This is a genomic window from Dokdonella sp., from assembly GCF_035511235.1.
Classification (GTDB): domain Bacteria; phylum Pseudomonadota; class Gammaproteobacteria; order Xanthomonadales; family Rhodanobacteraceae; genus Dokdonella.
On the sequence record NZ_DATKFQ010000038.1, the window covers coordinates 110,198 to 135,117 of the forward strand.

A 24,920-nucleotide genomic window follows, 5' to 3' on the forward strand; every position below is an offset into this window, starting at 1 on the left:
ACGGCGGCCGCCTCGCGACGGACGGACGTTTCGGGCACGAAAAAGGCGGGGAGTTCCCCGCCTTCGGTTCGGGCGGCGGCGGCCGATGGCCGCCGCCGCGGATCGTCAGGGCCCGCGGGCCCGCCGGGTCAAGGACTGCAGTCGAGCGTGATGTCGTCCAGGAAGTAGTTCGCGTCCTGACCGCCGCCGCTGTGCGTGTAGCTGACCTTGATCAGATGCGGCTGACCGTCGGCGAACGACGACAGGTCCAGGCTCTGCTCGGTCCAGCCCGACACGCCGAGCGTGTTGAGGTTCTCGGTGCGCAGCACGGTGCCGTCGACGCTGAAGCTGACGGTGTTGGTGTTCGCGCCGGTACGGCCGATGTTGCGCCAGTACTTCAGCGTGGCGCCGCCGGCATCCGGGATCGTCACGGTCTGCGAGAACTCGTGCGTCTCGGTCGTCACGGTGCCGTAGCCGCCGAACCACGCGGCCCAGCTGCCGGTGCGCACGGTGGCGCCGCCGCCGGTGCTCCAGAACGTGGAGTCGCCCTGCGTCGTGGTCGAGTTCCAGAACGGATTGGCACCGCCATCGCTGGTCGTCGCCTCGAAGCTGGTGTCCTCGATCAGCTGGGCCGGGCAGGCACCGGTGCCTTCGGTCACCGTCAGCGTCGCGCTCGCCGCCTCGGCACTGGCGCCGAGGTCGGTCTGCAGCGCGCCGGCGGCCAGCGTGTTGAGGTAGCTGCCGGCCGTGGCCGCGCTGACGTCGACCTGGACCTGGCAGCTGCCCGAGGCCGGAATCACCGCACCGCTGCCGAGGCTGATCGAGCCGGCGCCGGCCACCGCGCTCAGCGTGCCGCTGCAGGTGGTCGATGCCGCCGGCGTCGCCGCGACGACCAGGCCGGCCGGGAAGGTGTCGGTCAGCGCCGCGCTCAGCGTCGCCGCCGTGGCGTTGCCGTTGCCGAGCGTGATCGTCAGCGTGCTGGTCGCGCCGGCGGTGATCGTGTCCGGAGCGAAGGCCTTGGCCAGCGTCGGCGCGACCGGGCCGCCCGCGCCGTCGAAGCCGTCGGCGAACAGCACGTCGCTGCCGCCGGCGATCGTGAAATCGCCCGGCGAGACGTTGAAGAAGATGTTGTCCGCGCACTGCACGCGCACGCGGGCCTGCGTGGTGATCTCGTTGGGCACCGGCACCGTGGCGCTGCCGGTGTTCGGCAGGCCGGTGGCGACCGTCACCGGATAGGTCAGGCCGCTGTCGCGCGAGAGCTTGACGTCGACCGCGGCGCACGAGACCGGCGCCACGTCGGTATTGGCGACGTTCCAGCTCACGCTGCCGGTGCCGGCGCCGTCCAGGTAGTTCCAGGTCGTGCCGCCGGCCGGGCCGGTGACCGTGAACGGACCGGCACTGTTGACGACCGTGTGCGCGACGTCGGCGCTCTCGGTGATGCCGCCGCCGGTCGCGTTGTCGCGCACGGTCAGCCGGAACGTCAGCGTGCGGTTGGTGGTCGGCAGGATCTCGCCGCGCAGATGGGTGCCGGCCAGCAGCTGGTCGATCCGCGGCACGGTGCGGTTCGGGCTGGTCGTCGGCAGCAGCGAGCGGATGATCGGGCCCGTGCCCGGATCGACGTTGAAGTCGTTGTTGGCCGCGCCGCGGTCGTACTGCTCCCAGGTGTAGGTCAGGCCGCTGCCGCCACCGCTGGCCGCGCCGGTCAGCTCGAACGGCGTATTGGCCGGAATCGTGCGCGCGGCATGCGTGGTCACGATCGGCGGCGTGTTCGGATTGGCCGCGGTCACCGCGCAGCCGGCGCCGGCGCCGGTGCTGATGTAGTTGCCCATCTCGCGCAGGCTCTCGGCGTGGAAGTACGCATCGGAGTTGGACTGCAGGTTCTGCGAGCCGCAGATGCCGGCGTAGGCCTGGATCGTCGAGCCGCTGCCCGGCTCGTAGGCGGCCGACGCCGCGCGGTTGCCGCCGCCGCAGCTGCTGGTGGTCGCATTGAAGGTGTGGTTGCCGCCGAACTGGTGACCCATCTCGTGCGCGACGTAGTCGATGTAGAACACGTCGCCGAGCGGACTGCCCAGGCCGGTCGTGCCGCGCGCCTTCTGGTTGGCGCGGCAGACCACGCCGAGGCCGGCGACGCCGCCGCTGCCGGTCGTGAAGACGTGGCCGATGTCGTAGTTGGCGCTGCCGATCACGCTGTCCAGATTGGTCTGGTTCTGGTTGATCGCACTGGAGCTGTTGCTGTACGGACCCGGATTGGCGTCGGTGTAGATGATCTGGTCGTTGTTCGGGATCAGCGTCATGTGCACCGAGAAATCGTTCTCGTAGACCTCGTTGACGCGGTTCATCGCGACCACCACCGCGGCCAAGCCGCCGGCGACCGTGCCGCCGCCGACGGCGTTGGTGTACTGGCGGTTGGCGGCCACGGCAGCGCGATAGGTGCGCCGCACGACGCCGGTCTGCGTGGCCGGCGCATCGATCAGATTCTGGCCCGACGGGTCGATCTCGCTGTGCACGCCGCAGCTGAACATGCCGTCGGGCACGGCCAGTTCCTTGCGGTAGAAGCTGAGGTAGCCGCTGCCGTCGCCGGGGACGTCCGGACGGATCACCCAGATGCCGTTGCCGCTGCTGCGCTCGAACACCATGACGTTGACGCCGAGCGGCGAGACGTCGATGCGCGCGCGGTTGCCGCGGCCGTCGACACCGACGTAGCTGCGGATCTGCGGGTAGCGCGCGGCCAGCTCGGCCGGCAGCGTGCCCGAGTCGGTCAGCGTGAAGTCGGCGAAGCCGCCGTCCGGATGCGGCAGCGACAGCGATGCATCGGAGGCCGCCAGCGCCGCCTTGAGGCCGGCGACGTCGAGCTGCAGCGCGCGGTAGGCGGCCGGCTGCGGCGCCTCGGCGGCGAGCGGCCGGGCTTGCGCGTCCTGCCAGTAGGTACGCGTATCGGCGGCGTGCGCGCTGCCGATCGCGAACAGCAGCAACGCCAGCCAGGCGAAGATCGCCTTCTTGGATTGATCGAAATGCATGGTGGTCCCCGTAGACGAAAGAAGAAGGCCTGTCCGGGCGCTCGGCACGGACGGCGCGCTCGGAAGCGCGATCCGGGCCCTTCCGAACTACGAAGGCTCTCATATGCGGGGCAGCGCATAAAGTGCCAGGAGACTGAACGAAATCGCGCCTTTGTCCCGCGGCCGGCCGCAGTGGCACAATCGCGCTCCCCTTCGCGGACCCCCCGATGTCGTATCAAGCCCTCGCCCGCAAGTGGCGGCCCCGCCGCTTTTCCGAACTGGTCGGCCAGGAGCACGTGGTGCGGGCGCTCACGCACGCGCTGGACCGCGACCGCATCCATCATGCGTTCCTGTTCACCGGCACCCGCGGCGTCGGCAAGACCACGATCGCGCGCATCTTCGCCAAGTCGCTCAATTGCGAGCGCGGCCAGTCGGCCGAGCCCTGCGGCGTGTGCGGCGTGTGCAGCGAGGTCGACGCCGGACGCTTCGTCGACCTGCTCGAGATCGATGCCGCCAGCAACACCGGCATCGACAACGTGCGCGAGCTGATCGACAACGCGCAGTACTCGCCGACGCGCGGCCGCTACAAGGTGTACCTCATCGACGAGGTGCACATGCTGTCCAAGTCGGCGTTCAACGCGTTGCTCAAGACGCTCGAGGAGCCGCCCGGCCACGTCAAGTTCCTGCTGGCGACGACCGACCCGCAGAAGCTGCCGGTGACGGTGCTCTCGCGCTGCATCAAGTTCAATCTGAAGCGGCTGACGCCCGAGCAGATCGGCGGCCAGATCCGCCACATCCTGACCGCCGAGACGATCGACGGCGACGGCGAGGCGATCGACGCGCTCGCGCGCGCGGCCGACGGTTCGCTGCGCGACGGCCTGTCGCTGCTCGACCAGGCGATCGCGCACGGCGGCGGCGCGGTGCACGCGGCCGACGTCCACGCGATGCTCGGCACGGTCGAGCGCGGCCGCGTGCGCGTGCTGATCGAGGCGATCGCCGACGGCGACGGCGCCGGCCTGCTCGCCGAGATCCGGCGCATCGCCGAGTTCGCGCCGGATTTCGGCCAGGTGCTCGACGAGGTGGCCGCGCTGCTGCACCGGATCCAGCTGCGCCAGCTGGTGCCCGATGCCGGCGACGACGATGCCGCGGCCGCCGCGCTGGCCGACCGGCTCGATCCGCAGGACGTGCAGCTGTGGTACCAGATGGCGATCGGCGGCCGCCGCGATCTGCCGATCGCGCCGACGCCGCGGACCGGTTTCGAGATGTGCCTGCTGCGCATGCTCGCGTTCGCGCCGGCCGCGGCCGAGCGCGGCGGTGGTCCGGTGCGCACGACGTCCGCGGCACCGGCACCGGCCGGGTCGCCGTCGCCGCAGCGCAGCGCCTCGGCGCCGAAGCCGGCCGCCGCTGCGTTCGAGGCCGCATCGCGGCCGGCCGCGGCCGTGGCCGAGCCGGTGCGTGCCGGGCAGCCACCGGCACCGACGCCAACGCCAACGCCAGCGCCGGCATCGCCGAGCGCAGCGGCGCCGGTCGAGGCGCCCGCGATGAAGCCTTTCGCTCCATCCGCCGGCGCACCGGTCGAGTCCTGGGAGGCGCTGATCGAGCGCGCCCGGCTCGGCGGCCCGCTCGGCCAGCTCGCGCAGCACTCGGTGCTGCTCGGCATCGAGGAGGGCATGGTGCGCCTGGGCTTGCGCGCCGAGCACGAGCATCTGGCCGTCGGATCCCTGGTCGAGATGCTCGAGGACCGCCTGTCCGGCGCGCTCGGCCGGCCGGTCCGGGTGCGCTTCGAGACGCAGGGCGGCGACGCGGAGAGCCCGGCGGCACGCCGCGCGCGCCTCGAAGCGGCGCGGCTGCGCGAAACCGAGGATGCGCTGCGCAGCGATCCGCAGGTGCAGTCGCTGATCGAGCATTTCTCCGGACGGCTGGTGCCCAGCAGCATCCGTCCGTCCGGCAGCTGATCCATCTACGAGGAGACCGACGATGCGTGGACCCCTAGCCGGCCTGATGCAGCAGGCCCAGCGCATGCAGGAAGAGCTCAAGCGCGCACAGGACGAACTGGCGACGCTCGAGGTCACCGGACAGGCCGGCGGCGGCCTGGCGACCGTCGTCATGACCGGCCGCCACGAGGTGCGCCGCGTCGACGTCGACCGCAAGGCCTTCGCCGACGATCCGGAAATGGCCGAGGACCTGATCGCCGCGGCGTTCAACGACGCCGTCAACAAGGTCGCCGAGCTGACCCAGCAGCGCATGAGCGGCCTGGGCGCCGGCATGAACCTGCCGCCCGGGTTCAAGCTGCCGTTCTGATGTCGACCGGATCGCCGCTGCTGGCCGAGCTGATCGACGCGCTGCGCTGCCTGCCCGGCGTCGGCGCCAAGACCGCGCAGCGCATGGCGTTTCACCTGCTCGAGCGCGACCGTCCCGGCGCGCGGCGGCTGTCCGAGCGCCTGAGCGCCGCGGTCGAGCGGATCGGCAACTGCTCGCGCTGCCGCACCTTCAGCGAGACGCCGGTCTGCGCGCTGTGCGCGTCGCAGGCGCGCGATGCGCAGCTGCTGTGCATCGTCGAGACGCCGGTCGACCAGGTCGCGATCGAGCAGGCGACCGGCTATCGCGGCCGCTATTTCGTGCTGCTTGGCCGGCTCTCGCCGCTGGACGGCCTGGGCCCGCGCGAGCTCGGCCTGGATCTGCTCGCCGCGCGCCTGGGCGAGGGCGAGGTGCAGGAGCTGATCATCGCGACCAATCCCACGGTCGAGGGCGAGGCGACCGCGCATCTGCTCGCGCAGCTCGCGGCCGCGGCCGGCATCCGCGCGACGCGGCTCGCGCATGGCGTGCCGCTCGGCGGCGAGCTCGAATTCATCGATCGCGGTACGCTGGCCCACGCGTTCGGCAGCCGCCAGCCCCTGGCCGACACCTGAGGACTCCGATGAGCGACACCCTCTTCAGCAAGATCATCCGCCGCGAGATTCCGGCCGACATCGTCTACGAGGACGAGGACGTGCTCGCGTTCCGCGACATCAATCCGCAGGCGCCGCAGCACGTGCTGTTCATCCCGCGCAAGCCGGTGGCGACGTTGAACGATCTGGGCGAGGACGACGCGCTGCTGATCGGGCGACTGGTGCTGGCGGCGACGGCCTATGCCAAGGCGCAGGGCTTCGCCGAGAGCGGCTACCGCTGCGTCATCAACTGCAACGGCGACGGCGGGCAGAGCGTCTACCACCTGCATCTGCATCTGCTCGGCGGGCGCCGCCTGAGCTGGCCGCCGGGCTGAGCGCGGCGGCGCCGCGCGAGCGGCTCATGCGCCGGATGCGTGCCGGCGCGAGGCCCGGCCGCCGCAGCGGCGGGCGGGGCGCCTGATCCGGATCGCGTGGCTGCCGATCAGTCCGGCAGCGGGATATCGTGCTTGCGCAGCTTGCGATACAGCGTGTTGCGGCTGATGCCGAGCGCGTCGGCGGTGTGCGTGATGTTCCAGCGCATGCGTTCGAGCTCGCGCAGCAGCGCGGCGCGTTCGGCCGAGTCGAGCGGCGCGCGCGCGGCGGCGCCGTCGTCGGGGGCCGCCAGCGCGGCCGGCGCGCTGTCGGCGGTCTCGTCGAGCAGTTCCTGCGGCAGGTTCGACGGCCGGATCACGCGCTCGTCGCACAGCGCCGCGGCCGTGCGCAGCACGTTGCGCAGCTGGCGGATGTTGCCGGGCCAGCTGTATTCGAGCAGCACGCGCAAGGCGTCGGGGCGAATGCTGACCGGCTCCTGGTCGCGGCATTCCTCGGCCAGCAGTGACTGGATCAGCTCGGTCTTGTCCTCGCGGTCGCGCAGCAGCGGCAGATACAGCGTGGTGCCGTTGAGACGGTAGTACAGGTCGCTGCGGAAGTCGCCGGACGCGCACATCTGGCGCACGTCGTGATGGCTGGCGCTGATCACGTGCAGATCGACCGGGATCGGGCTGTCGCCGCCGAGCGGCACGATCTCCTGCTCCTCGAGCACGCGCAGCAGGCGCGTCTGCAGCGGTAGCGGCATGTCGCCGATCTCGTCGAGGAACAGCGTGCCGCCGCTGGACTGCAGGATCTTGCCGGGGCGTCCTTCGCGGTTGGCGTCGGTGAACGCGCCGCGCGTGTAGCCGAACAGCTCGCTCTCGATCAGCGACTCGGGAATCGCGCCGCAGTTGACTGCGACGAACGGCTTGTCGGCACGCAGCGAGGCCTTGTGTAGCGCCTTGGCGAACGCCTCCTTGCCGGTGCCGGTGGCGCCCTGCAGCAGGATCGAGACGCGGCGCGCGAACAGCTGCTGCGCGCAGTGGAAGTTGTGCAGCATGCGCGAGTCGGTGCCGACGTGGCGGCCGACCGGCTCGATCCGCGTGACCGGCGCGACCGGCGTCGTGATCGGCGCGGTGATCGGCGCGACCGTGCGCGAGGGCTGGTGCGGCGCGCTGACCTTGGCGAAGTAGCGCCGGCCGTTCTCGGTGTCGCGGATCGACCAGATCGTGCCGGGCTCGGTCAGCGCGCGATGCTGCATCGTGCCGGTCGAGAACTGGAACACCGACTCGACCGAGCGGCCGACCAGCGCGTTGCGATGGCTGTGGCCGAGCTGCTCGAGCGCGCTGTCGTTGGCGGCCAGGATCGTGCCCTCCGCATCGATCGCGAGCAGCGCCTCGTGCAGCAGGCCGACGAATTCGGGACGGCCGTGGAAGCGCAGGATGTTGGCCTCAGGAAACTCGCGCAGGAACTGGCAGCGCGAGATCAGCCGCGCCGACATGTTGACCAGCGCCATCGTGTGGCGGTGGATCAGGCGGGTGACGCCGCAGCTGGCCGAGGAGGTGTCGAGCACGGCCATCACCTCGCCGTGCGCGTTGAAGATCGGCGCGGCCGAGCAGCACAGGCCGATGTTGTAGCCCATGAAATGCTCTTCGCGATGGACCGTGACCGGCGCCCGCTCGACCAGGCAGGTGCCCATGCCGTTGGTGCCTTCGTGGCGCTCGTCCCACAGTGCGCCGTGCCACAGGCCGGCATGGCGGAACTCGCGCTTGAGCGTCGGATCGGTGATCGTGTTGAGGATCGCGCCTTCGGCATCGGTCAGGATCACCGCGTAGCCGGAGCCGGCGATCTGGTCGTAGAGGCTTTCCATCTCGGCCCGGGCCACGCCGAGCAGGTCGCCGAAGCTCTGCTGGCGCTCGCGCAGCTGATGGGCTTCGAGCACGACGGTCTCGCGCGAGCGGGTCGGTTCGATCCCGTACTGGGTCAGGCAGCGCTCCCACGAACTGCTGACGTGCGCGGCAATCTGGCTGGACGGTTTGGTCTTGCCGTTGACCAGACTGAGCACGCGCGACGCGTGGCTCGCGGTGAGGGCGGAAACACCCATGGCTTGGCTCCCGGATGAAGATCGCCGCTGCGAAGCGGCATAACGCCGCAAGGGTCGTTCTTTGGCATTCATTGTGCAAACCGCAGTGCAGCAAAATCGACCATCGTCGAAGCGATCCAGCGCGTTTTTGCCGCATCGTCGCGCCGCAGACGCGGCAGGCGCGATGACGCATCTGCACAGGACGGCGGCCCATGGTGCGTTCGCCGCCGTCGCGCTTTGCCAGCGGCCGTCGCCTCGGCGTAGCATCGCCCGTCCAGACTAGCCTTGCGTTCCTCGGCATCCGGCCGATCGGACGCGCAAGCGCGCAGGAGTCAGCCGATGGTCGATCGCAGCGCCGGGCCCGCCGGGAGCCGGGAGTGGGAAACCTTGTCGCGGCAGTACTGGGACGCCGTGCAGCAGTGGCAGCAGGCCGCGGCGAGCGCCGCGCCGGCCGGTGCGCCGCCGTGGCAGCAGGGCCTGGCGACGTGGTCGCAGCTGTTCGGCGATGCCGGTGCGCAGGGCGCGCTCGGCGAGCGCCTGCTCGGCGCGGTCAAGGCTTATCTCGAACAGACCCAGGCCCTGCTCGCGGCCGGCGGTGCCGGGCCGGAGGCGATCGCCGCCCAGCTCGGCCGGTTCATGCACGCCGGCTTCGACGCGACCGGCGGCGCGCTCGGCGAGGGCGGCATCGCCGAGGCGCTGCGCAAGCTCGGCGCCGACGGCGCGCGCGGCTTCGAGCAGCTCGCGGCCGGCCTCGCGCCGGTGTTCGGCACGCTCAGCGCCGAGGCGCGTGCGGCATTCGACCGGCCGGCGTTCGGCTTCCTGCGCGAGCGCCAGGAACACCAGCAGCGCGTCGCCCAGGCGCTGATCGACTACCAGACTCAGACGCGCCGCTACGACGCGCTGATGATGCGCGCCGGCCAGCTCGGCGCGGTGCGCTTCCAGGACAAGCTCGCCGAACGCGCCGCCAGCGAGCGGCCGGTCGAGTCGCTGCGCGCGCTGTACGACCTGTGGGTCGACGCGGCCGAGGAAGGCTATGCCGAGGTCGCAGCGTCGATGGAATTCCGCGAGGCCTACGGCGCTCTCGTCAATGCGCAGATGCGGCTGCGTTCGCTGCTGCGCGAGGACGTCGAGCGGATCAGCGTGGACCTCGGCATTCCGACCCGCAGCGAGGTCGACAGCATCGGCCGCCGCCTGCAGGAGCTGCGCCGCGAGCTGCGCGGCAGCCGCGATGCCGGCGGCCGCAGCCTCGCCGCCGAGGTCGAGTCGCTGCGCGCCGAGGTCGCTGCATTGAAGGCTGGCGGCGCGGTGCCTGCGCCTGCGCGCGCCAAGACGGCCAAGACCGAACGCGCGTCACCGGCACCGCGCGCGCGCGGCGCCAAGAAGGCCTCTGCGCCCAAGCCGCGCCGCCCGGCCAAGAAGGCCGCCGGCGGTTTCGAGGCGCGCGTCGCGCAGTTCGCGCGGACCGCGCAGCCAGCCGCGCCGCGTGCACGCAAGGCCGCCCGCCCCACCGACAAGAAGCGCTGAGGACCCGCCATGGAACCGATCAAGATCGACCCGGCCAAGGCGCTGGACGAAGCGCTGAACCTGCAGCGCAAGCTCGCAGAAGGATTCCGCACGCTGCGCGAGGTCGACGACGTCGACTTCGGCGTGACCGACAAGGAAGCGGTCTACCGCGAGGACAAGCTCGTGGTCTACCGCTTCAAGGGCGACCGCAAGCCGACCGCGAAGCGGCCGATCCTGATCGTCTACGCGCTGGTCAACCGGCCGTACATGGTCGACCTGCAGGACGACCGTTCGCTGGTGCGCAACCTGCTCGCGCTCGGCGAGGACGTCTACCTGATCGACTGGGGCTATCCGGACGGCGCCGACCGCTGGCTCGATCTCGACGACTACATCAACGGCTACATCGACCGCAGCGTCGATGCGGTCGCCGCGCACGCCGGCGTGGATCGCGTCAATCTGCTCGGCATCTGCCAGGGCGGCGCGTTCTCGCTGTGCTACGCGGCGCTGCATCCGGAGAAGGTGCGCAACCTGATCACGATGGTGACGCCGGTCGACTTCCACACGCCCGACAACCTGCTCTCGCACTGGACGCGCCAGCTCGATGTCGACCTGTTCGTCGATACGCTCGGCAACGTGCCGGCCGACCTCATGAACTGGTGCTACCTGACGCTCAAGCCGGTGCGGCTGTTCCAGCAGAAGTACGTGGGACTGGTCGACATCCTCGACGACAAGACCGAGCTCGAGAACTTCCTGCGCATGGAGAAGTGGATCTTCGACTCGCCCGACCAGGCCGGCGAGGCGTTCCGCGAATTCATCCGCGACTTCTTCCAAGGCAACAAGCTGCTGCGCGGCGGCCTGACGATCGGCGGCCGCCCGGTGGACCTGCGCATGATCGATCACCCGATCCTCAACATCTTCGCCGAGCAGGACCATCTGGTGCCGCCGGCCGCCTCGCGCGCGCTCGACGGCGCGACCGGCAGCGAGGACTACACGCAGCTCGCGTTCAAGGGCGGCCACATCGGCATCTACGTGTCCGGCCGCGCGCAGCGCGAGGTGCCGCCGACGATCCACGACTGGCTCGCGGCACGACCCTGACCGACGCGCCGCTGCCGCGGCGCGGCATCGGCGGCGTGGCACAATCGGGCCGATGCGCACCTATCTGGTCGGCGGCGCCGTCCGCGACAAACTGCTCGGCCGTGCCGTCGCCGATCGCGATCACGTCGTCGTCGGCGCCCGGCCCGAGGATCTGCTCGAACGCGGCTACCGGCCGGTCGGCAAGGACTTTCCGGTGTTCCTGCATCCGGACAGCGGCGAGGAATACGCGCTGGCGCGCACCGAGCGCAAGACCGGCCGCGGCTATCACGGCTTCGCGTTCGACGCCGATCCCTCGGTCACGCTCGAACAGGATCTGCAGCGCCGCGACCTGACGATCAACGCGATCGCCGAGGACGCCGAGGGCCGGCTGATCGACCCGTTCGGCGGCCTCGCCGACCTGGAGGCGCGCGTGCTGCGCCACGTCTCGCCGGCGTTCGCCGAGGATCCGGTGCGGATCCTGCGCGTCGCGCGGTTCCTGGCGCGCTACGCGCCGCTCGGCTTCCGCATCGCCGAGGAGACGCTGGTGTTGATGCGCGGCATGGTCGCCGCCGGCGAGGCCGATCACCTGGTGCCCGAGCGGGTCTGGGCCGAGACGCGCAAGGCGCTCGCCGAGCCGCGGCCGTCGGCGTTCCTGTCGAGCCTGCGCGCCTGCGGCGCGCTGCGCGTGCTGTTTGCGGAAGTCGACGCGCTGTACGGCGTGCCGCAGCGCGCCGAGTTCCATCCCGAGGTCGACACCGGCATCCACGTCGAGCTGGTCGTGGACATGGCCGCGCAGCTGGCGCCCGGCGACGACCTGGTCGGCTGGTGCGCGCTGGTGCACGACCTCGGCAAGGCGCTGACGCCGGCCGAGGAGCTGCCGCGTCACGTCATGCACGAGGAGCGCGGCGTCGCGCCGATCGAGGCGCTCGCCGCGCGGCTGCGCGTGCCGGCCGAGCACGCCGCGCTGGCGGTGCTGTGCTGCCGCCTGCATCTGCTGGTGCATCGCGCGCTCGAGCTCAAGCCCTCGACCGTGCTGAAGCTGTTCGAGCGGTTCGACGGCTTTCGCAAGCCGCAGCGGCTCGATCGGCTGCTGACGGTCTGCGAGGCCGACAAGCGCGGCCGTGCCGGCCTGGCCGACAGCGACTATCCGCAGGCCGGCTATCTGCGCGCCGCGCATGCGGCGGCCTGCGCGGTCACCGCGGCGCCGTTCGTCGCCGAAGGTCTCCAGGGTCCGGCGATCGCCGAGGCGATGCGTGCGGCGCGGGTGCGCGCGATCGCGGCGGTGACCAGGCCCGATTGAGACTGCCTGCCGGCGCTGCGCTCAGGCGCGTGCATCGAGGGACGGACTTCGCGCCGCGCAGGCGATGCCCTGCTCAGCGTTCGCCGCTGGCCGGCTCCGGATCGCGTTCGGTGGTGCGGAACAGGCCGAGCCGGTAGGCCGTCTCGCCGGCCCATTCGTGCAGCACGGCTTCGGACTTGGCGGCGGCCGAGGCGATCGGCAGGACATAGCCGAGGCCGGCCGGCTCCGCATACTGCGGCGGCGCCGGCGCCGTGCAGACCTCGAATCCGGCCGCTTCGAACGCATATCGTGCGCGCGGCATGTGCAGCGCCGAGGTGACCAGCCAGATCCGCCGCGGCAGCGGCGGATCGAGCGCAGCGACGGCCTGGGCGTTGTGCCAGGTCGTGCGCGAGGCGGTCTCGCTGCGCAGCCGGTCCGCGGCGACGCCGAGCGCCTGCGCCAGATGCGCCATCGTCGTGCTCTCGGCGATCGCATGGCGGCTGGCGCCGCTGAAGACCAGGGCTGCGCCGGGATGCTCGCGCTGCAGCGCGAGCGCCGCGAACACGCGGCGCAGGCTCTCGACGCCGAGTGCGCCGTAGTCCTCGTCCGATCGCGGCGCACGCGTCATGCCGCCGCCGAGCACGACGATCGTCTGCGGCGGCGGCGCGGCGCAGACCACCTCGGCCGGCACGCGCGCTTCCTGCAGGCCGACCAGCGCATTGGCGCCGAACGGCGTCGTCAGCCAGACCAGCACCAGGCCGGCCGCCACGGCGAGCCGGCGCGCCCAGCGCGGCAGCCAGCGCCAGGTCAGCAGCACCAGCAGGCCGAAGAGCACGCCGAAGCGCAGCGGCGACAGCCAGGCGCCGATCATCGCCGGCGCGCGCTCACAGCGTGTCGCTCCGGTCGACGCCGCCGAGCGGCGGCAGCGCGACCGGGTCGACCGCGCGCGCGAACAGCATCGCGCGGAAGCGCTGGCCCATCTCCTCGGGCAGGGTCAGGCGCTTGACCTGCTGGCCGAGCCGGTAGACCGCTGCGGCGTCGGCGCCTTCGATCGCCCGCGCGTGATGGTCGGCCAGACCGCTGGCGATTAGGAAGTGCATCTGGTCGGTGTAGGCGGCCAGGCCGAAGCCGGCGCTGTTGCCGGCCTCGGCCAGCGCGGTGAAGTCGACGAAGGCGGTCAGATCCTGCAGGCCCGGCAGGAACAGCGGATCGGCGTGCGCGCGGTGGCGATAGTGCGCGATCAGCGTGCCGTCGCTGCGCTCGGGGCGGTAGAACTCGGCGCGCGGGTAGCCGTAGTCGACGAACAGCGCGACGCCGCGGCGCAGGCCGCCGAGCACCGCCTGCATCCAGTACGGCAGCTGCGGCAGCACCTCGGAGCGGTAGCCGTCGGCGAACGCGCGGCCGAGGTCGCGTTCCAGATGGCGCACCGCGCCGCCGACCAGCGGATCGGCCGCGCGGTCGACGCGGACCAGGTCGGCGCCGGACAGCGCGACGTGCTCCTCGTAGACCTCGCCGTCGCGCAGCGTGAAGCGCGTCGTCGGCAGCGCGTCGATGACCTCGTTGGCGAACAGCACGCCGTCCCAGTCGTCCTCGGGCGGCCGGTCGATCCAGTGCACGCGATCGGCCAGCGCCGGCGGCAAGCGCTCGTGCAGGCGCGTGCGCTGGCGCTCGCGCAGGTCGGCGCTCGGTTCGAGGATCGCGTAGCGGCGCGGCAGCGCGTCGTGGTCGGCCAGTGCGGTCAACGCGGTCTCCGCGAACGCGCCGCTGCCGCCGCCGAGCTCGACCAGATCGGCGCCGGCGCCGAGGCTGCGCAGCACCGGCGCCAGCGCCTGCGCGACGCACTGCGCGAACAGCTCGCCGAGTTCCGGTGCGGTCACGAAGTCGCCGTCGCGGCCGAACTTGGTGCGGCCGGCGCTGTAGTAGCCCAGGCCCGGCGCGTACAGGCAGCGCTCCATGTAGCGCGAGAACGACATCGGTCCGCCGCGGACGATCTCTTCGCGGATCGCCGCGAGCAGACGCTCGGCGTGTTCGAGTTCTTCGGCGCCCGGAGCGGGCAGGGATGTCTTCACGTGCGGCGGTATCGGACGAGCGCGGCTGCGAGCATAGCGCAGAGGCCGGACCGGTCGGGGGCGTGTCAGCGCGGCGCCGGCAGGTCGGGAGCCGGCCGGTATTGGCCCGGCGGCAGATACAGCGGCAGCAGGATGTCCTCGTCGATGCGCAGCCAGCGCGTGAGCAGCTGCGCGGCGTGGATCAGGTCCGGTGCCAGCCGGCGCCGCTGCATGCGCGTCCACGGCGCGCCCAGATGCGTCGCCAGCACCGCCTCGATGCCGCTCAGGCAGCGCTGCGCGTCGGCACGCACCGAGTCGAACAGCGTGCGCGTGGTCGGCGCCTGCTGCAGCGCCCAGGCCAGATACGGATGGAACTGCACGCTGCGCGCGAGTGCGACCGCGCGAAACGCCTCCGCGAACGCGACCAGGCCCGTGATCAGCGCCTCCTCGTCGCGCTTGCCGAGCGCGGCCAGCAGCGTGCGCATCGCCTCGCGCAGGCGGCGGTTGTCGGTCGGCAGCCGGGCGGCCAGCAGCGGCCGGTAGCGGACCGGACCGGCGCCGTCCTCGGCCGGCGGCGCGACGGCAGGCCGGGCCGGCCGCCGCGAGCGCAGCCGGTTGCGGATGTCTTCGAGCACGTTTCCTCCGTCCGCCGCGCGTCAGGGGAGCGCGGCGCCCGCGCCAACGCTACGGCATTTCGGCCGGTGCCGAAACCGCGCGGCGAATCGTCCGGGCCGGTTGCAGCGGCCGATCGCCGTCGCGACCGGCCGCGCGCGCGCCCTCAGGCCTTGACGCGGAATGCGTCGGTGATCAGCGCCTGGTCGAAGCCGGCGCCGCCCTGGCCGGTGGCCGCGTAACGGTACAGCGCGGCCGAATAGACGCCCTGCAGCGCCGCCTGCAGCAGGCCGAGCAGCAGCAGCGCGATCGCGGTCAGCGCGATCGGCACCAGCACCCAGTAGCCGCCGCCGCGCGCGGCCGTCAGCACGACCAGGCCGCCGCCGATCAGCGCCACCGCGAACACGGCCGCACCGAACACGAAGCCGAGGCCGAGGTTGCCGACCAGATTCTCGCCCCAGGTCGTGCGCAGCAGCTCGGCGCTGCGCTTGACCGCATCGACCGGGCCGATGCGCTCGTTGACCAGCACCGGCACGACCAGGAACGAGGCCACGGTCCAGGCCACGCCGAGCAGGCCGACGATCCAGCGGCCGATCAGGCCGGCGCGCTCCTGCAGCGCGCGCAGCACCATGCCGACGGTGGCGGCGATCAGGGCGTAGCCGAGGATCGCCGGCAGCCGCGCATTGGCGGCGCGGAAGCCGTCGGCCAGGGTCGGATCGTCGCCGGCCAGGCGGATCGTCGCAGCCGCGACCAGGGCCGAGTTGAAATAGAAGATTACCGTGTACTGGACCACGTAGAACACGAACGTCAGCAGCCAGAACGCGACCGGGGCGGTGCCGTGGCGAAGATCGGCGAACAGCCCCGCGAACGCGGCCGGCACGACGAAGCTGGCGGCCACGACCAGCGTGCACAGCAGCGACAGCAGCGGAAACACCAGCAGTTCCTTGTCGGCGCGCAGCACCGCAGCGCTGGCCTTGACCAGATCCCAGCTCCGTGCGAAACGTCCAGTCATGTCGACGATGCCTCCCGGCGCTGCGACCAGGCCGTCGGCGCCCGATGCGAACGGGTGACACCGGGGCCTGCCGGTGCGCGGCCATTGTAGAACCTGCCGCGCGCCGCCACGCGCGTGCGGGAAGTCACCGCCCGGCACGCCGCCGCCGCGTCTCGCGCATAATCGCGGTCGATTTCCACGAGTCCGGACGATGAGCGAGGCGAACAGCGGGCGGCCTGCGATCCTGGTGACCGGCGCGGCGCGGCGCATCGGCGCGGCGATCGCGCGGCACCTGCACGCGGCCGGCTGCGACATCGTCGTGCACTACCGCCGGTCCGAGGCGCAGGCCCGCGCACTCGCCGCCGAGCTGGAGACCATGCGCGCACGCTCGACGCTGTGCGTCGCGGCCGATCTGGCCGATGCCGAGGCATTGCCCGGTCTCGTCGCGGCGGCGCTCGCGCGCTTCGGCCGGCTCGACGGCCTCGTCAACAATGCCTCCAATTTCGAGGCGACGCCGTTCGGCCGGGTGACCGCGGCGCAATGGCAGTCCTCGTTCGCCGCCAATGCGCAGGCGCCGCTGCTGCTGGCACAGGCGGCCGCGCCGCATCTGACGGCCGGCAGTGGTGCGATCGTCAATCTCGCCGACGTCTATGCCGAGCGGCCGAAGGCCGACCACCTGGTCTACTCGGCCGCGAAGGCCGCCCTGGTCAGCCTGACGCGCAGCCTGGCGATCGCGCTGGCGCCGGCGGTGCGCGTCAATGCGGTCGCGCCCGGCGCGATCCTCTGGCCCGAGCAGGACGCCGATGCCGGCGCGCGCGCGGCCCTGCTCGCGCGTACGCCGCTCGGCCGGCTCGGCCGCGTCGAGGACGTCGCCGAGGCGGTGCGCTGGCTGCTGCGCGATGCGCACTACGTGACCGGCCAGGTGCTCGCGGTCGACGGCGGACGCTCGGTCGTCGATTGAGCGGCGCCGCTCAGCGCGCAACGGTCCCTGCCGCACAGTCGAGCGTCACCCGCGTCAGCACCGTGCTGTCCGCGCAGCGCGCCCACAGCGTGGCCAGATCGACTCCGAGCGATGGATGGCGCAGCGTCGGTGCCAGATCGGCCATCGGCCGCAGCACGAACGCGTCGCTCGCCAGTTCCGGTCGCGGCAGCGGCGGCACCTCGCTGACCTGGTCGCCGTAGAGCAGCAGGTCCAGGTCGATCGGCCGGCTCGCGTAGCGCGCCTCGCCGCGGCGGCGGCCCTGGCGCGTTTCCTGCTCGCGCAGCCAGCCGGCCAGCGCCGCCGGCGCGAGATCGCTGTCGATCACGGCGGCCGCATTGAGGAAATCCGCGCCGTCGAAGCCGACCGCCGGGCTGCGGTAGACCGGCGACAGCGCGACCGCGCTGAAGCGCTCGCGCAACGCCTCGAACGCCAGGCACAGATTGCGCGCCGGCTCGATGTTGCTGCCCAGACTCAGGTACGCGCGCGCCATGCGCTCAGGACGCCGGCCGCGTGCCGCGCTCGATGCACACGCCGACCGCGCGCGCACCGCGCACCGCGCCGGGCTTGGCCAGCTTCAGGCGCACCCAGGCCACGCCGAACTCCTCGCGCACGATCGCCGCGCAGCGCTCGGCCAGCGTCTCGACCAGCTGGAACTGTGCGGTCTCGACGTAGGCGATCAGCCGTTTGGAGATCGCCTTGTAGTCGAGCGTGTCGGCGATGTCGTCGCTGGCGGCCGGACGCGTGTTGTCGAACGCCATCTCCAGATCGAACGCGACGGTCTGGCGGATGCGCCGCTCCCAGTCGTAGATGCCGATGACGGTGTCGATGCGCAGGTCTTCGATGAATACGATGTCCATGCGCGCAGGATCGCCGATGCGACCACCGGCTTCAACGCCTGCGCGGCAGGCCGTCGCAGCCGTCGGCCTGTCGCGCAGTGCGGGCTAGAATGCGCCGGCCCTTTCCGTGAGCTCCGCCGGCCATGACCTATTGCGTGGGAATCGAAGTCGACGAAGGCCTGGTCTTCGCGGCCGATACGCGCACCAGCGCCTCGTTCGACGACGTGCGCGTGCACGGCAAGCTGCACGTGTTCGAGTTTCCGGGCGAGCGCGTGCTGGTGCTGATGACGGCCGGCAATCTCGCGACCAGCCAGGCGGTGCTCGCGCGGCTGCGCCGCGACGTCGAGGAGGACGCGGCGACCAGCCTGCGCACGGTCGCGCGCATGACCGACGCCGCCGAGTACGTCGGCCAGGTCCTGGTCGGCGTGCAGGCGCAGCTGGCCGCGCAGGCCGAGCACGGCCGCGTCAACCTCGAATCGACCCTGATCCTCGGCGGCCAGATCGCCGGCGGCGCCAAGGCGCTGTATCTGATCTATCCGGTCGGCAACTGCATCGCGGCCTCGCCGGAAACGCCTTACCTGCAGATCGGCGAATCCAAGTACGGCAAGCCGATCCTCGACCGCATCGTGCGGCCGGCGATGCATCTGGAGGACGCCGCGCGCTGTGCGCTGGTCTCGCTCGATTCGACGATCCGTTCCAACCTCTCGGTCGGCCTGCCGATCGATCTGGTCCTGCTGCGCGTCGATGCGCTGCGGCTGATGGCGCAGATGCGGCTGGACGGCGACACGCCGCTCTACGCCGAGATCCGCGACAGCTGGTCGCGCAAGCTCGAGCGCGCGGTGCACGGCCTGCCGCGCTTCGCCTGGGAGCCGCCATTGGCCGAGGACGCAGCGGCCGCGGCCGCGACGGCGCAGGTCCCGGCACTGCCGGCAGCCGCGCCGCTGCAGCAGGCCGCGGCGCCGGTCGAGGTGGCAACGGCACAGGCCCAGTCGCAGCAGGCCGTGCCGCCGGTCTGAGCGGCGCATCCGCACGCGAACCAGCCGCTCGCGTACCGGTCCGCCGCGCGAAGCCAGCTGCGCGATCGTCGCCGGCGCCTCGGGCGGTGGAAGCGGGTTCGTCCGGTGCGTGCTAGACGCGGTAGCCGCGATGGATCGCGACGATGCCGGCCGAGAGGTTGCGCACGTCCACGCGCGCGAAGCCGGCCGCCTCCATCATGGCCTTGAGCGTGGCCTGGTCCGGGTGGCGCCGGATCGATTCGGCCAGGTAGCGGTAGCTGTCCGCATCGCCGGCGAACAGCGCGCCGAGGCGCGGCAGCACCCGGAACGAATGGAAGTCGTACAGCGGCTTGAGGCATTCGGCGCGAACCGCCGAGAACTCGAGCACCAGCGCGCGGCCGCCGATCTTCAGCACGCGGTGGATCTCGCCGAGCGCCTTCTCCTTGTGCGTGACGTTGCGCAGCCCGAACGCCATCGTCACGCAGTCGAAGCTCGCATCCGGAAACGGCAGCGCCTCGGCGTCGAGCTGGGTGTATTCCAGTCCCTGCACCTGGCCGCGATCGGTCAGGCGGTCGCGGCCCACGCGCAGCATCTCGCCGTTGATGTCGCCGACGACGATGCGTCCGCCGGGGCCGACCTTCGGCAGCAGCAGGGCCGCGATATCGCCGGTGCCGCCGGCCAGATCGAGCACCGCATCGCCGGCGCGCACGCCGCTGGTGCCGACGAAGTAGCGCTTCCAGAGCCGGTGCAGGCCGAACGACATCAGATCGTTCATGAGGTCGTAGCGGCCGGCGACCGAGCTGAAGACCTCGCCGACCAGACGGGCCTTGTCGGCCTCGGGCACGTCGCGGTAGCCGAAATGGGTGGTGCGCTGCGGTTCGTTCATCGGCGCATGCTACCGCAAACGCCGGATCACCCGGCCGCGCGGCTTCCGGCCATACGGCGCTACGGCGGCCTCGCGCCGGCGGGCGCCACCCGCTTGACAGCATCCCCGCCGATCGGATCAACTCGGCGTCATGTTGACGCGCCGCACCACGACCACCACGACGACTACCCCGCGAGGGCGGTCGGTCGTGCGCGCGTAACACCTGCTCAACGACCTCCCGCTCCTCGACGAGGATGCGGGCGCTCCCCCTTCCTCCCGGCGTGCGGGGTTTCCAGACCGGAGGCCCGATGAATCCGTACGTCCGCTCGACCGACCCGACCGCCGCCGATCCGCTCGCCGCTGCCCGCAGGGCCGGACTGCGCGGCGTACCGGACGGTACCCGCATCGTCGCCCACAAGTTCGGCGGCTCCTCGCTGGCCGATGCGCAGCGCTATCGCGCGGTCGCGGCGATCCTGCGCGAGCAGCCCGAGGGCCGCCAGATCACCGTGGTGTCGGCGATGCAGGGCGTGACCGACGCGCTGATCGCGCTGGCCGGCGAGGCGGCCGGCGGCAGCGCCGGCTGGCGCGCCACGGCGGCGGCGCTGCACGAGCGGCACCGGCTGACCGCGCGCGAGCTGCTCGGTGCGGCGGCCGCGCCGGTCGAGGCCTGGCTCGACGCCAGCCATGCCGCGCTCGGCGAGCTGCTGCAGGCGCTGGCCGTGCTCGGCTTTCCGGCGCGCGAGGCGCTCGAGCGGATCCAGGGGCTCGGCGAGGTCTGGTCGGCGCGCCTGCTCTCGGCGCTGCTGGCGGCCGACGGCGGCGACTGCGCGATGCTCGATGCGCGCGAGGTGCTCGTCGTGCGCCACGGCGAGCTCGGCGTCGCGGTCGACTGGCAGGCCAGCGCGGCACGCCTGGCCGACTGGCGCGAGCGCCATCCGGCCTCGCGCGTGGTCGCGACCGGCTTCGTCGCGCGCGACGCCGACGGCCGGCCGACCGTGCTCGGCCGCAACGGCAGCGACTATTCCGGCGCGATCTTCGCGGCGCTGTTCGGCGCCGACGAACTCAACATCTGGACCGACGTCGACGGCGTGCTGTCGGCCGATCCGCGCCTGGTGCCCGAGGCGGTGCCACTGGCCGCGGTCTCGTACGAGGAGGCCTGCGAGCTGGCCTATTTCGGCGCCAAGGTGATCCATCCGCAGACGATGCTGCCGGCGATGGCGCTGGGCCTGCCGATCCGCATCCGCAACACGTTCCGGCCCGACCATGCCGGCACGCGGATCGGTGCCGGCGACGCGCCGGCGGTGCCGGTCAAGGGCCTGTCGCTGGCCGATCATCTGGCGATCGTCGACGTCGAGGGCGCCGGCATGATCGGCGTGCCCGGCACGGCCGAACGCGTGTTCGCGGCGCTGCGCGATGCCGGCGTGTCGGTCGTGATGATCTCGCAGGGCTCCTCGGAACATTCGATCTGCTGCGTCGTGCGCGCCGGCGACGTCGAGCGCGCGCGCGACGGCCTGACCGCGGCGTTCGCGGCCGAACTCGCCGGCGGCCAGATCCAGGCGGTCACGATCACCCCGGGCATCAGCGTGCTGGCCGCGGTCGGCGACGGCATGGCCGGGATGCCCGGTGTCGCGGCGCGGCTGTTCGCGACGCTCGGCCGCGCCCGCGTCAACGTCCGCGCGATCGCGCAGGGCGCGTCGGAGCGCAACATCTCCGTCGCGCTGGCCAGCGCCGACGCCGCGCGCGCGCTGCGCGCCGCGCATGCCGGCTTCTGGCTGTCGCCGCAGACGCTGTCGGTCGGCCTGATCGGGCCTGGTCACGTCGGCCGCGCGCTGCTCGGACAGATCCGCGAAGCGGCCGAGCGTCTGCAGCGCGAGACGCGTCTGGACCTGCGCGTGCGCGCGATCGCCAGCAGCCGCCGGCTCTGGACCGACGAGCGCGGCCTGCTGTCGGCCGACTGGGCCGAACGTCTCGGCGGCGACGGCGAGGCCGCCGATCTGGACCGCTTCACCGCGCACGTGCATGCGCCGCATCTGCCGCATGCGGTGATCGTCGACTGCAGTGCCAGTGCGGCGGTCGCCGAGCGCTATGCGGACTGGCTCGGCGCCGGCATCCACGTCGTCACGCCGAACAAGCAGGCCGGCGCCGGCCCATGGGCGCGCTACGCGGCGATCCGCGCGGCGGCCGACAGCGGCGGCGCGCGCTGGCGCTACGAGGCGACCGTCGGCGCCGGCCTGCCGGTCATCCAGACGCTGCGTGATCTGCTCGACACCGGCGACGAGCTGATCGCGGTCGAGGGCATCTTCTCGGGCACGCTGGCCTGGCTGTTCAACCGCTACGACGGCAGCCAGCCGTTCTCGGCCCTGGTCGCCGAGGCGCACGCGCTCGGCTACACCGAGCCCGATCCGCGCGATGACCTGTCGGGCCTGGACGTCGCGCGCAAGCTGGTGATCCTCGCCCGCGAGGCCGGGCGCGAGCTCGAGCTCGCCGACGTCGCGGTCGAGAGCCTGGTCCCGGCCGCGCTCGGCGCGGCGCCGCGCGAGGGCGTGACAGCGGCGCTGAGCGCGCTCGATGCGCCGATGGCCGAGCGCCTGGCGCGCGCCGAGGCGGCCGGCCACGTGCTGCGCTACGTCGCGCGTCTCGGCCGCGACGGCGCGCGCGTCGAACTGGCCGAGCTGTCGCGCAGCCATGCGTTCGCGCATCTGCGCCTGACCGACAACATCGTGCAGTTCACGACGCGCCGCTATGCGAGCAATCCGCTGATCGTGCAGGGGCCCGGCGCGGGGCCCGACGTGACCGCTGCCGGCGTGTTCGCCGATCTGCTGCGGCTCGGCGCGGCACTCGGGGCCCGCCTGTGAACCGCCTCGTGAACGAAGGCGTCTGCGCGTTCGCGCCGGCCAGCGTCGGCAACGCCGCGGTCGGTTTCGACATCCTCGGCCACAGCATCGCCGGCGTCGGCGACCATGCGCGCGTGCGCCGCATCGACGCGCCGGAGGTGCGCATCGGCGCGATCGGCGGAGTAGTCCGCGACCTGCCGCGCGAGGCCGAGCGCAACACCGCCGGCCGCGCCCTGATCGCGCTGCGCAATGCGCTCGCGCTGCCGTTCGGTTTCGAGGTGACGCTCGACAAGGGCATCGCGCTCGGCTCGGGCATGGGCGGCTCGGCAGCGTCCTGCGTCGCCGCCTTGATCGCCGCCAATGCCTTGCTGCCGGCGCCGCTGCCGGTCGAGGCGCTGTATCCGTTCGCGCTCGACGGCGAGGCCGCGGCCAGCGGCGGTCGTCACGGCGACAACATCGGACCGATGCTGCTTGGCGGCCTGGTACTGGCGACCGAGGACCGTCTGGTGCCGGTGCCGGTGCCGGCGGCCTGGCATGCGGCGGTCGTGCATCCTGATGCGGTGCTCGAGACGCGGCGCGCGCGCGAAGCGCTGCGCGGCGACTACGCACTCGGCGACTTCGTGCGGCAGAGCGCGCATCTGGCGCTGGTGCTGGCCGGCTGCTGGCGCGGCGACGCGGACCTGGTCCGCGCCGGCCTGCGCGACGTGCTGGTCGAGCCGCGGCGCGCGCCGCTGATCGCCGGCTTCGCCGCGGTCAAGGCGGCCGCGCTCGATGCCGGCGCGCTCGGCGCCAGCATCTCCGGCGCCGGTCCCAGCGTATTCGGCTGGTTCGAGAGCCGTGCCGGGGCCGAGGCCGGCGCACGGGCGATGCAGGCGGCCTTCGCCGAGGCGGCGGGTCTGGACAGCCGCCGCTACGTGACGCCGGTCGCCGGACCGGCTGCGCACGTCGTGGCCGATACCGGCCTCGATCCGATCCCGCACGATCCGGCCGCGGAGGACCCGCGATGAACTACGTATCGACGCGTGGCCAGGCGCCGGCCGTATCGATCGGCGCCGCCTTGCGCGACGGCCTCGCGCCCGACGGCGGGCTCTACGTGCCGGCAGCGCTGCCGCGGCTGAGCGCGGTGGACTTCGACGGCCTCGTGGCGCTGCCGGCGATCGCCGAGCGTCTGCTGCGGCCGTTCTTTGCCGGCGATCCGCTGCACGACGCGCTCGCGCCGATCTGCGCCGATGCGTTCGATTTCCCGGCGCCGCTGAAGCCGTTCGGCGGCGACGGCAGCCGGCTGCTCGAGCTGTTCCACGGCCCGACCGCCGCGTTCAAGGACTTCGGCGCGCGCTTCCTCGCCGAGTGCCTGGCGCGCACGCGGGCGCCGGCCGATCCGGTGCTGACGATCCTGGTCGCGACCTCCGGCGACACCGGCGCGGCGGTCGCCGCGGCCTTCCACCGGCGACACGGCTTTCGCGTCGTGATCCTCTATCCGGACGGGCGCGTCTCGCCGCGTCAGGCGCATCAGCTCGGCTGTTTCGGCGACAACGTGCAGGCGCTGCGCGTGGCCGGCAGCTTCGACGACTGCCAGCGGCTCGTGAAGCAGGCGCTGGCCGATGCGGACCTGCGCGAGCGCTGCCCGCTGTCGTCGGCCAACAGCATCAGCCTCGGCCGCCTGCTGCCGCAGATGGCCTATTACGCGGCGGCCGCGCTCGAATGGGCGCGCACGCATCCGCGGCCGCTCGGCCTGATCGTGCCGACCGGCAACCTCGGCAATGCGCTGGCGGCGATCCTGGTCCGTGCGATCGGCCTGCCGCTCGGGCCGGTCGTGCTCGCGAACAACGCCAATCGCGTGCTCGCCGATTTCTTCGCGGGCGCCGACTACGCGCCGCGCGTCAGCGTCGCGACGCTGGCCAATGCGATGGACGTCGGCGCGCCGAGCAACTTCGAGCGGCTAGCCTGGCTGTATCCGGAACCGGCGCGCCTGCGCGAGGCGGTCACCTCGCAGAGCGTCGAGGACGCCGAGATTCGAGCGACGATCGCCGCGACGGCAACGCGGCGCGGCATCGTGGTCTGCCCGCATACAGCCTGCGCGGCCGCGGTGCTCGAGCGCCTGCGCGCGGCCGGCGATCGCGGCGACTACGCGGTCGTGGCGACCGCGCATCCGGCCAAGTTCGAGCGGATCGTCGAGCCGCTGGCCGGTCACGTCGAGCCGCCGCCGGCGCTGGCCGATCTGCTGGCGCGGCCGGCCACGGCCGAGCCGCTGGATGCCTCGTACGGGGCCTTGCGCGAGCGCCTGCTCGGCTGAGTGGTCCGATCGCGGAAAGCCCGCTGCGGCACGCGCCTGCCGCTCGCGCGGCGCGCGTCGTCGGCGAGCGGATCACTCGCGACCGGCGTGGTGGGCGCGTCGTGGCAGCCAGGCGTTGCGCTCGGGTATCGGCCGCCGGTGGCGAGGCGCCGACGACGCGGGAAGCAGGCAAGAAAAAGGTTCATCGCAGAAAACCGTGGACCGTTTGAGGCCCTATCCTGGTGCTTTCTTGGCCAGAGTCGGGGGTCGGACGTGTTCGATCGCAAGACGCTGCAGGCGCTGGGCTGCTGGACCGGCTATCGCCTGGAGCGGGT

At 72.4% G+C, this 24,920-nt stretch carries 21 protein-coding genes; 12 read left to right on the forward strand and 9 right to left on the reverse strand.

Annotation, left to right across the window (positions count from 1 at the left end):
• Positions 1–128: 128 nt before the first annotated feature.
• Positions 129–2,996: a reprolysin-like metallopeptidase gene (locus VMR06_RS16730; RefSeq protein ID WP_325378424.1), complete on the reverse strand. Its 2,868-nt coding sequence runs from the start codon at positions 2,994–2,996 to the stop codon at positions 129–131.
• Positions 2,997–3,202: 206 nt separating this feature from the next.
• Between VMR06_RS16730 and dnaX the strand changes: the two genes are divergently transcribed.
• The 4 genes from dnaX to VMR06_RS16750 are packed head-to-tail and all read left to right on the forward strand — an operon-like array spanning position 3,203 to position 6,237.
• Positions 3,203–4,930, forward strand: a complete 1,728-nt coding sequence (dnaX, locus tag VMR06_RS16735; protein WP_325378426.1) for a DNA polymerase III subunit gamma/tau — start codon at positions 3,203–3,205, stop codon at positions 4,928–4,930.
• Between the two features lie 22 nt (positions 4,931–4,952).
• The gene (locus VMR06_RS16740; RefSeq protein WP_325378428.1) at positions 4,953–5,276 is read left to right on the forward strand and encodes a YbaB/EbfC family nucleoid-associated protein; all 324 of its coding nucleotides are present in this window, start codon (positions 4,953–4,955) and stop codon (positions 5,274–5,276) included.
• Complete coding sequence (gene recR, locus VMR06_RS16745) at positions 5,276–5,884, forward strand: recombination mediator RecR (RefSeq protein WP_325378430.1); 609 nt, start codon at positions 5,276–5,278, stop codon at positions 5,882–5,884. Before VMR06_RS16740 ends, recR begins: the two co-directional genes overlap by 1 nt.
• A gap of 8 nt (positions 5,885–5,892) precedes the next feature.
• Positions 5,893–6,237 (forward strand): histidine triad nucleotide-binding protein, encoded by a 345-nt coding sequence (locus VMR06_RS16750; RefSeq protein ID WP_325378432.1) that lies wholly within the window; start codon positions 5,893–5,895, stop codon positions 6,235–6,237.
• A 107-nt stretch (positions 6,238–6,344) separates the two neighbouring features.
• Here the strand turns inward: VMR06_RS16750 and VMR06_RS16755 are convergent, their stop codons facing one another.
• Complete coding sequence (locus VMR06_RS16755) at positions 6,345–8,315, reverse strand: sigma-54-dependent Fis family transcriptional regulator (RefSeq protein ID WP_325378434.1); 1,971 nt, start codon at positions 8,313–8,315, stop codon at positions 6,345–6,347.
• Positions 8,316–8,633: 318 nt separating this feature from the next.
• On the opposite strand from VMR06_RS16755, the gene VMR06_RS16760 reads away from it, so the two are divergent.
• Genes VMR06_RS16760 through VMR06_RS16770 form a run of 3 tightly spaced genes read left to right on the forward strand, consistent with a single transcriptional unit; the run spans position 8,634 to position 12,171 of the window.
• A complete protein-coding gene (locus VMR06_RS16760; protein ID WP_325378436.1) occupies positions 8,634–9,818 on the forward strand; it encodes a poly(R)-hydroxyalkanoic acid synthase subunit PhaE in 1,185 nt (394 codons plus the stop codon).
• A gap of 9 nt (positions 9,819–9,827) precedes the next feature.
• Positions 9,828–10,892 (forward strand): class III poly(R)-hydroxyalkanoic acid synthase subunit PhaC, encoded by a 1,065-nt coding sequence (locus VMR06_RS16765; RefSeq protein WP_325378438.1) that lies wholly within the window; start codon positions 9,828–9,830, stop codon positions 10,890–10,892.
• Between the two features lie 52 nt (positions 10,893–10,944).
• Positions 10,945–12,171, forward strand: a complete 1,227-nt coding sequence (locus tag VMR06_RS16770) for a multifunctional CCA addition/repair protein (protein ID WP_325378440.1) — start codon at positions 10,945–10,947, stop codon at positions 12,169–12,171.
• Between the two features lie 73 nt (positions 12,172–12,244).
• On the opposite strand, the gene VMR06_RS16775 is transcribed toward VMR06_RS16770, so the two are convergent.
• The 4 genes from VMR06_RS16775 to VMR06_RS16790 form a co-directional block, all read right to left on the reverse strand.
• Positions 12,245–13,021: a YdcF family protein gene (locus tag VMR06_RS16775; protein ID WP_325378442.1), complete on the reverse strand. Its 777-nt coding sequence runs from the start codon at positions 13,019–13,021 to the stop codon at positions 12,245–12,247.
• 13 nt (positions 13,022–13,034) lie between these two features.
• On the reverse strand, positions 13,035–14,219 hold the full coding sequence (locus tag VMR06_RS16780) for a class I SAM-dependent methyltransferase (RefSeq protein WP_325378444.1): 1,185 nt from the start codon (positions 14,217–14,219) through the stop codon (positions 13,035–13,037).
• A 65-nt stretch (positions 14,220–14,284) separates the two neighbouring features.
• Positions 14,285–14,833: a hypothetical protein gene (locus VMR06_RS16785; protein WP_325378447.1), complete on the reverse strand. Its 549-nt coding sequence runs from the start codon at positions 14,831–14,833 to the stop codon at positions 14,285–14,287.
• 143 nt (positions 14,834–14,976) lie between these two features.
• Positions 14,977–15,822, reverse strand: a complete 846-nt coding sequence (locus tag VMR06_RS16790; protein ID WP_325378449.1) for a DUF6159 family protein — start codon at positions 15,820–15,822, stop codon at positions 14,977–14,979.
• Between the two features lie 190 nt (positions 15,823–16,012).
• Between VMR06_RS16790 and VMR06_RS16795 the strand changes: the two genes are divergently transcribed.
• On the forward strand, positions 16,013–16,762 hold the full coding sequence (locus tag VMR06_RS16795) for a pteridine reductase (protein WP_325378451.1): 750 nt from the start codon (positions 16,013–16,015) through the stop codon (positions 16,760–16,762).
• Positions 16,763–16,772: 10 nt separating this feature from the next.
• Here VMR06_RS16795 and folK read toward each other — a convergent pair whose 3' ends face one another.
• Together folK and folB are read right to left on the reverse strand one after the other, a co-directional pair.
• Positions 16,773–17,273: a 2-amino-4-hydroxy-6-hydroxymethyldihydropteridine diphosphokinase gene (gene folK, locus VMR06_RS16800; RefSeq protein WP_325378453.1), complete on the reverse strand. Its 501-nt coding sequence runs from the start codon at positions 17,271–17,273 to the stop codon at positions 16,773–16,775.
• 4 nt (positions 17,274–17,277) lie between these two features.
• Entirely contained in the window at positions 17,278–17,640 is a 363-nt protein-coding gene (gene folB, locus VMR06_RS16805) for a dihydroneopterin aldolase (RefSeq protein WP_325378455.1), read from the reverse strand.
• 122 nt (positions 17,641–17,762) lie between these two features.
• Between folB and VMR06_RS16810 the strand changes: the two genes are divergently transcribed.
• Positions 17,763–18,635 (forward strand): 20S proteasome subunit A/B, encoded by an 873-nt coding sequence (locus VMR06_RS16810; RefSeq protein WP_325378457.1) that lies wholly within the window; start codon positions 17,763–17,765, stop codon positions 18,633–18,635.
• A 112-nt stretch (positions 18,636–18,747) separates the two neighbouring features.
• Here the strand turns inward: VMR06_RS16810 and ubiE are convergent, their stop codons facing one another.
• The gene (ubiE, locus tag VMR06_RS16815; RefSeq protein WP_325378459.1) at positions 18,748–19,500 is read right to left on the reverse strand and encodes a bifunctional demethylmenaquinone methyltransferase/2-methoxy-6-polyprenyl-1,4-benzoquinol methylase UbiE; all 753 of its coding nucleotides are present in this window, start codon (positions 19,498–19,500) and stop codon (positions 18,748–18,750) included.
• A 287-nt stretch (positions 19,501–19,787) separates the two neighbouring features.
• Between ubiE and thrA the strand changes: the two genes are divergently transcribed.
• From thrA to thrC, 3 genes are read left to right on the forward strand one after another with little or no spacing between them, the layout of a single operon-like run.
• The gene (thrA, locus tag VMR06_RS16820) at positions 19,788–22,334 is read left to right on the forward strand and encodes a bifunctional aspartate kinase/homoserine dehydrogenase I (RefSeq protein WP_325378461.1); all 2,547 of its coding nucleotides are present in this window, start codon (positions 19,788–19,790) and stop codon (positions 22,332–22,334) included.
• The gene (locus tag VMR06_RS16825) at positions 22,331–23,320 is read left to right on the forward strand and encodes a homoserine kinase (protein ID WP_414648167.1); all 990 of its coding nucleotides are present in this window, start codon (positions 22,331–22,333) and stop codon (positions 23,318–23,320) included. Before thrA ends, VMR06_RS16825 begins: the two co-directional genes overlap by 4 nt.
• Positions 23,317–24,606 carry a threonine synthase gene (gene thrC, locus VMR06_RS16830; protein ID WP_325378465.1) on the forward strand — a complete coding sequence of 430 codons (1,290 nt, stop codon included), beginning with the start codon at positions 23,317–23,319 and terminating at the stop codon, positions 24,604–24,606. Before VMR06_RS16825 ends, thrC begins: the two co-directional genes overlap by 4 nt.
• The last annotated feature ends 314 nt before the right edge of the window (positions 24,607–24,920 follow it).

What these genes read in the sequence shown, in the direction of transcription:
- VMR06_RS16730 (WP_325378424.1), bottom strand. Translation starts at nt 2,996, where the DNA reads ATGCATTTCGATCAATCCAAGAAGGCGATCTTCGCCTGGCTGGCGTTG.
- VMR06_RS16760 (WP_325378436.1), top strand. Translation starts at nt 8,634, where the DNA reads ATGGTCGATCGCAGCGCCGGGCCCGCCGGGAGCCGGGAGTGGGAAACC.
- VMR06_RS16740 (WP_325378428.1), top strand. Translation starts at nt 4,953, where the DNA reads ATGCGTGGACCCCTAGCCGGCCTGATGCAGCAGGCCCAGCGCATGCAG.
- VMR06_RS16795 (WP_325378451.1), top strand. Translation starts at nt 16,013, where the DNA reads ATGAGCGAGGCGAACAGCGGGCGGCCTGCGATCCTGGTGACCGGCGCG.
- VMR06_RS16810 (WP_325378457.1), top strand. Translation starts at nt 17,763, where the DNA reads ATGACCTATTGCGTGGGAATCGAAGTCGACGAAGGCCTGGTCTTCGCG.
- folB (WP_325378455.1), bottom strand. Translation starts at nt 17,640, where the DNA reads ATGGACATCGTATTCATCGAAGACCTGCGCATCGACACCGTCATCGGC.
- VMR06_RS16770 (WP_325378440.1), top strand. Translation starts at nt 10,945, where the DNA reads ATGCGCACCTATCTGGTCGGCGGCGCCGTCCGCGACAAACTGCTCGGC.
- ubiE (WP_325378459.1), bottom strand. Translation starts at nt 19,500, where the DNA reads ATGAACGAACCGCAGCGCACCACCCATTTCGGCTACCGCGACGTGCCC.
- VMR06_RS16790 (WP_325378449.1), bottom strand. Translation starts at nt 15,822, where the DNA reads ATGACTGGACGTTTCGCACGGAGCTGGGATCTGGTCAAGGCCAGCGCT.
- VMR06_RS16750 (WP_325378432.1), top strand. Translation starts at nt 5,893, where the DNA reads ATGAGCGACACCCTCTTCAGCAAGATCATCCGCCGCGAGATTCCGGCC.
- VMR06_RS16755 (WP_325378434.1), bottom strand. Translation starts at nt 8,315, where the DNA reads ATGGGTGTTTCCGCCCTCACCGCGAGCCACGCGTCGCGCGTGCTCAGT.
- thrC (WP_325378465.1), top strand. Translation starts at nt 23,317, where the DNA reads ATGAACTACGTATCGACGCGTGGCCAGGCGCCGGCCGTATCGATCGGC.
- VMR06_RS16765 (WP_325378438.1), top strand. Translation starts at nt 9,828, where the DNA reads ATGGAACCGATCAAGATCGACCCGGCCAAGGCGCTGGACGAAGCGCTG.
- dnaX (WP_325378426.1), top strand. Translation starts at nt 3,203, where the DNA reads ATGTCGTATCAAGCCCTCGCCCGCAAGTGGCGGCCCCGCCGCTTTTCC.
- thrA (WP_325378461.1), top strand. Translation starts at nt 19,788, where the DNA reads ATGAATCCGTACGTCCGCTCGACCGACCCGACCGCCGCCGATCCGCTC.
- VMR06_RS16775 (WP_325378442.1), bottom strand. Translation starts at nt 13,021, where the DNA reads ATGATCGGCGCCTGGCTGTCGCCGCTGCGCTTCGGCGTGCTCTTCGGC.
- folK (WP_325378453.1), bottom strand. Translation starts at nt 17,273, where the DNA reads ATGGCGCGCGCGTACCTGAGTCTGGGCAGCAACATCGAGCCGGCGCGC.
- recR (WP_325378430.1), top strand. Translation starts at nt 5,276, where the DNA reads ATGTCGACCGGATCGCCGCTGCTGGCCGAGCTGATCGACGCGCTGCGC.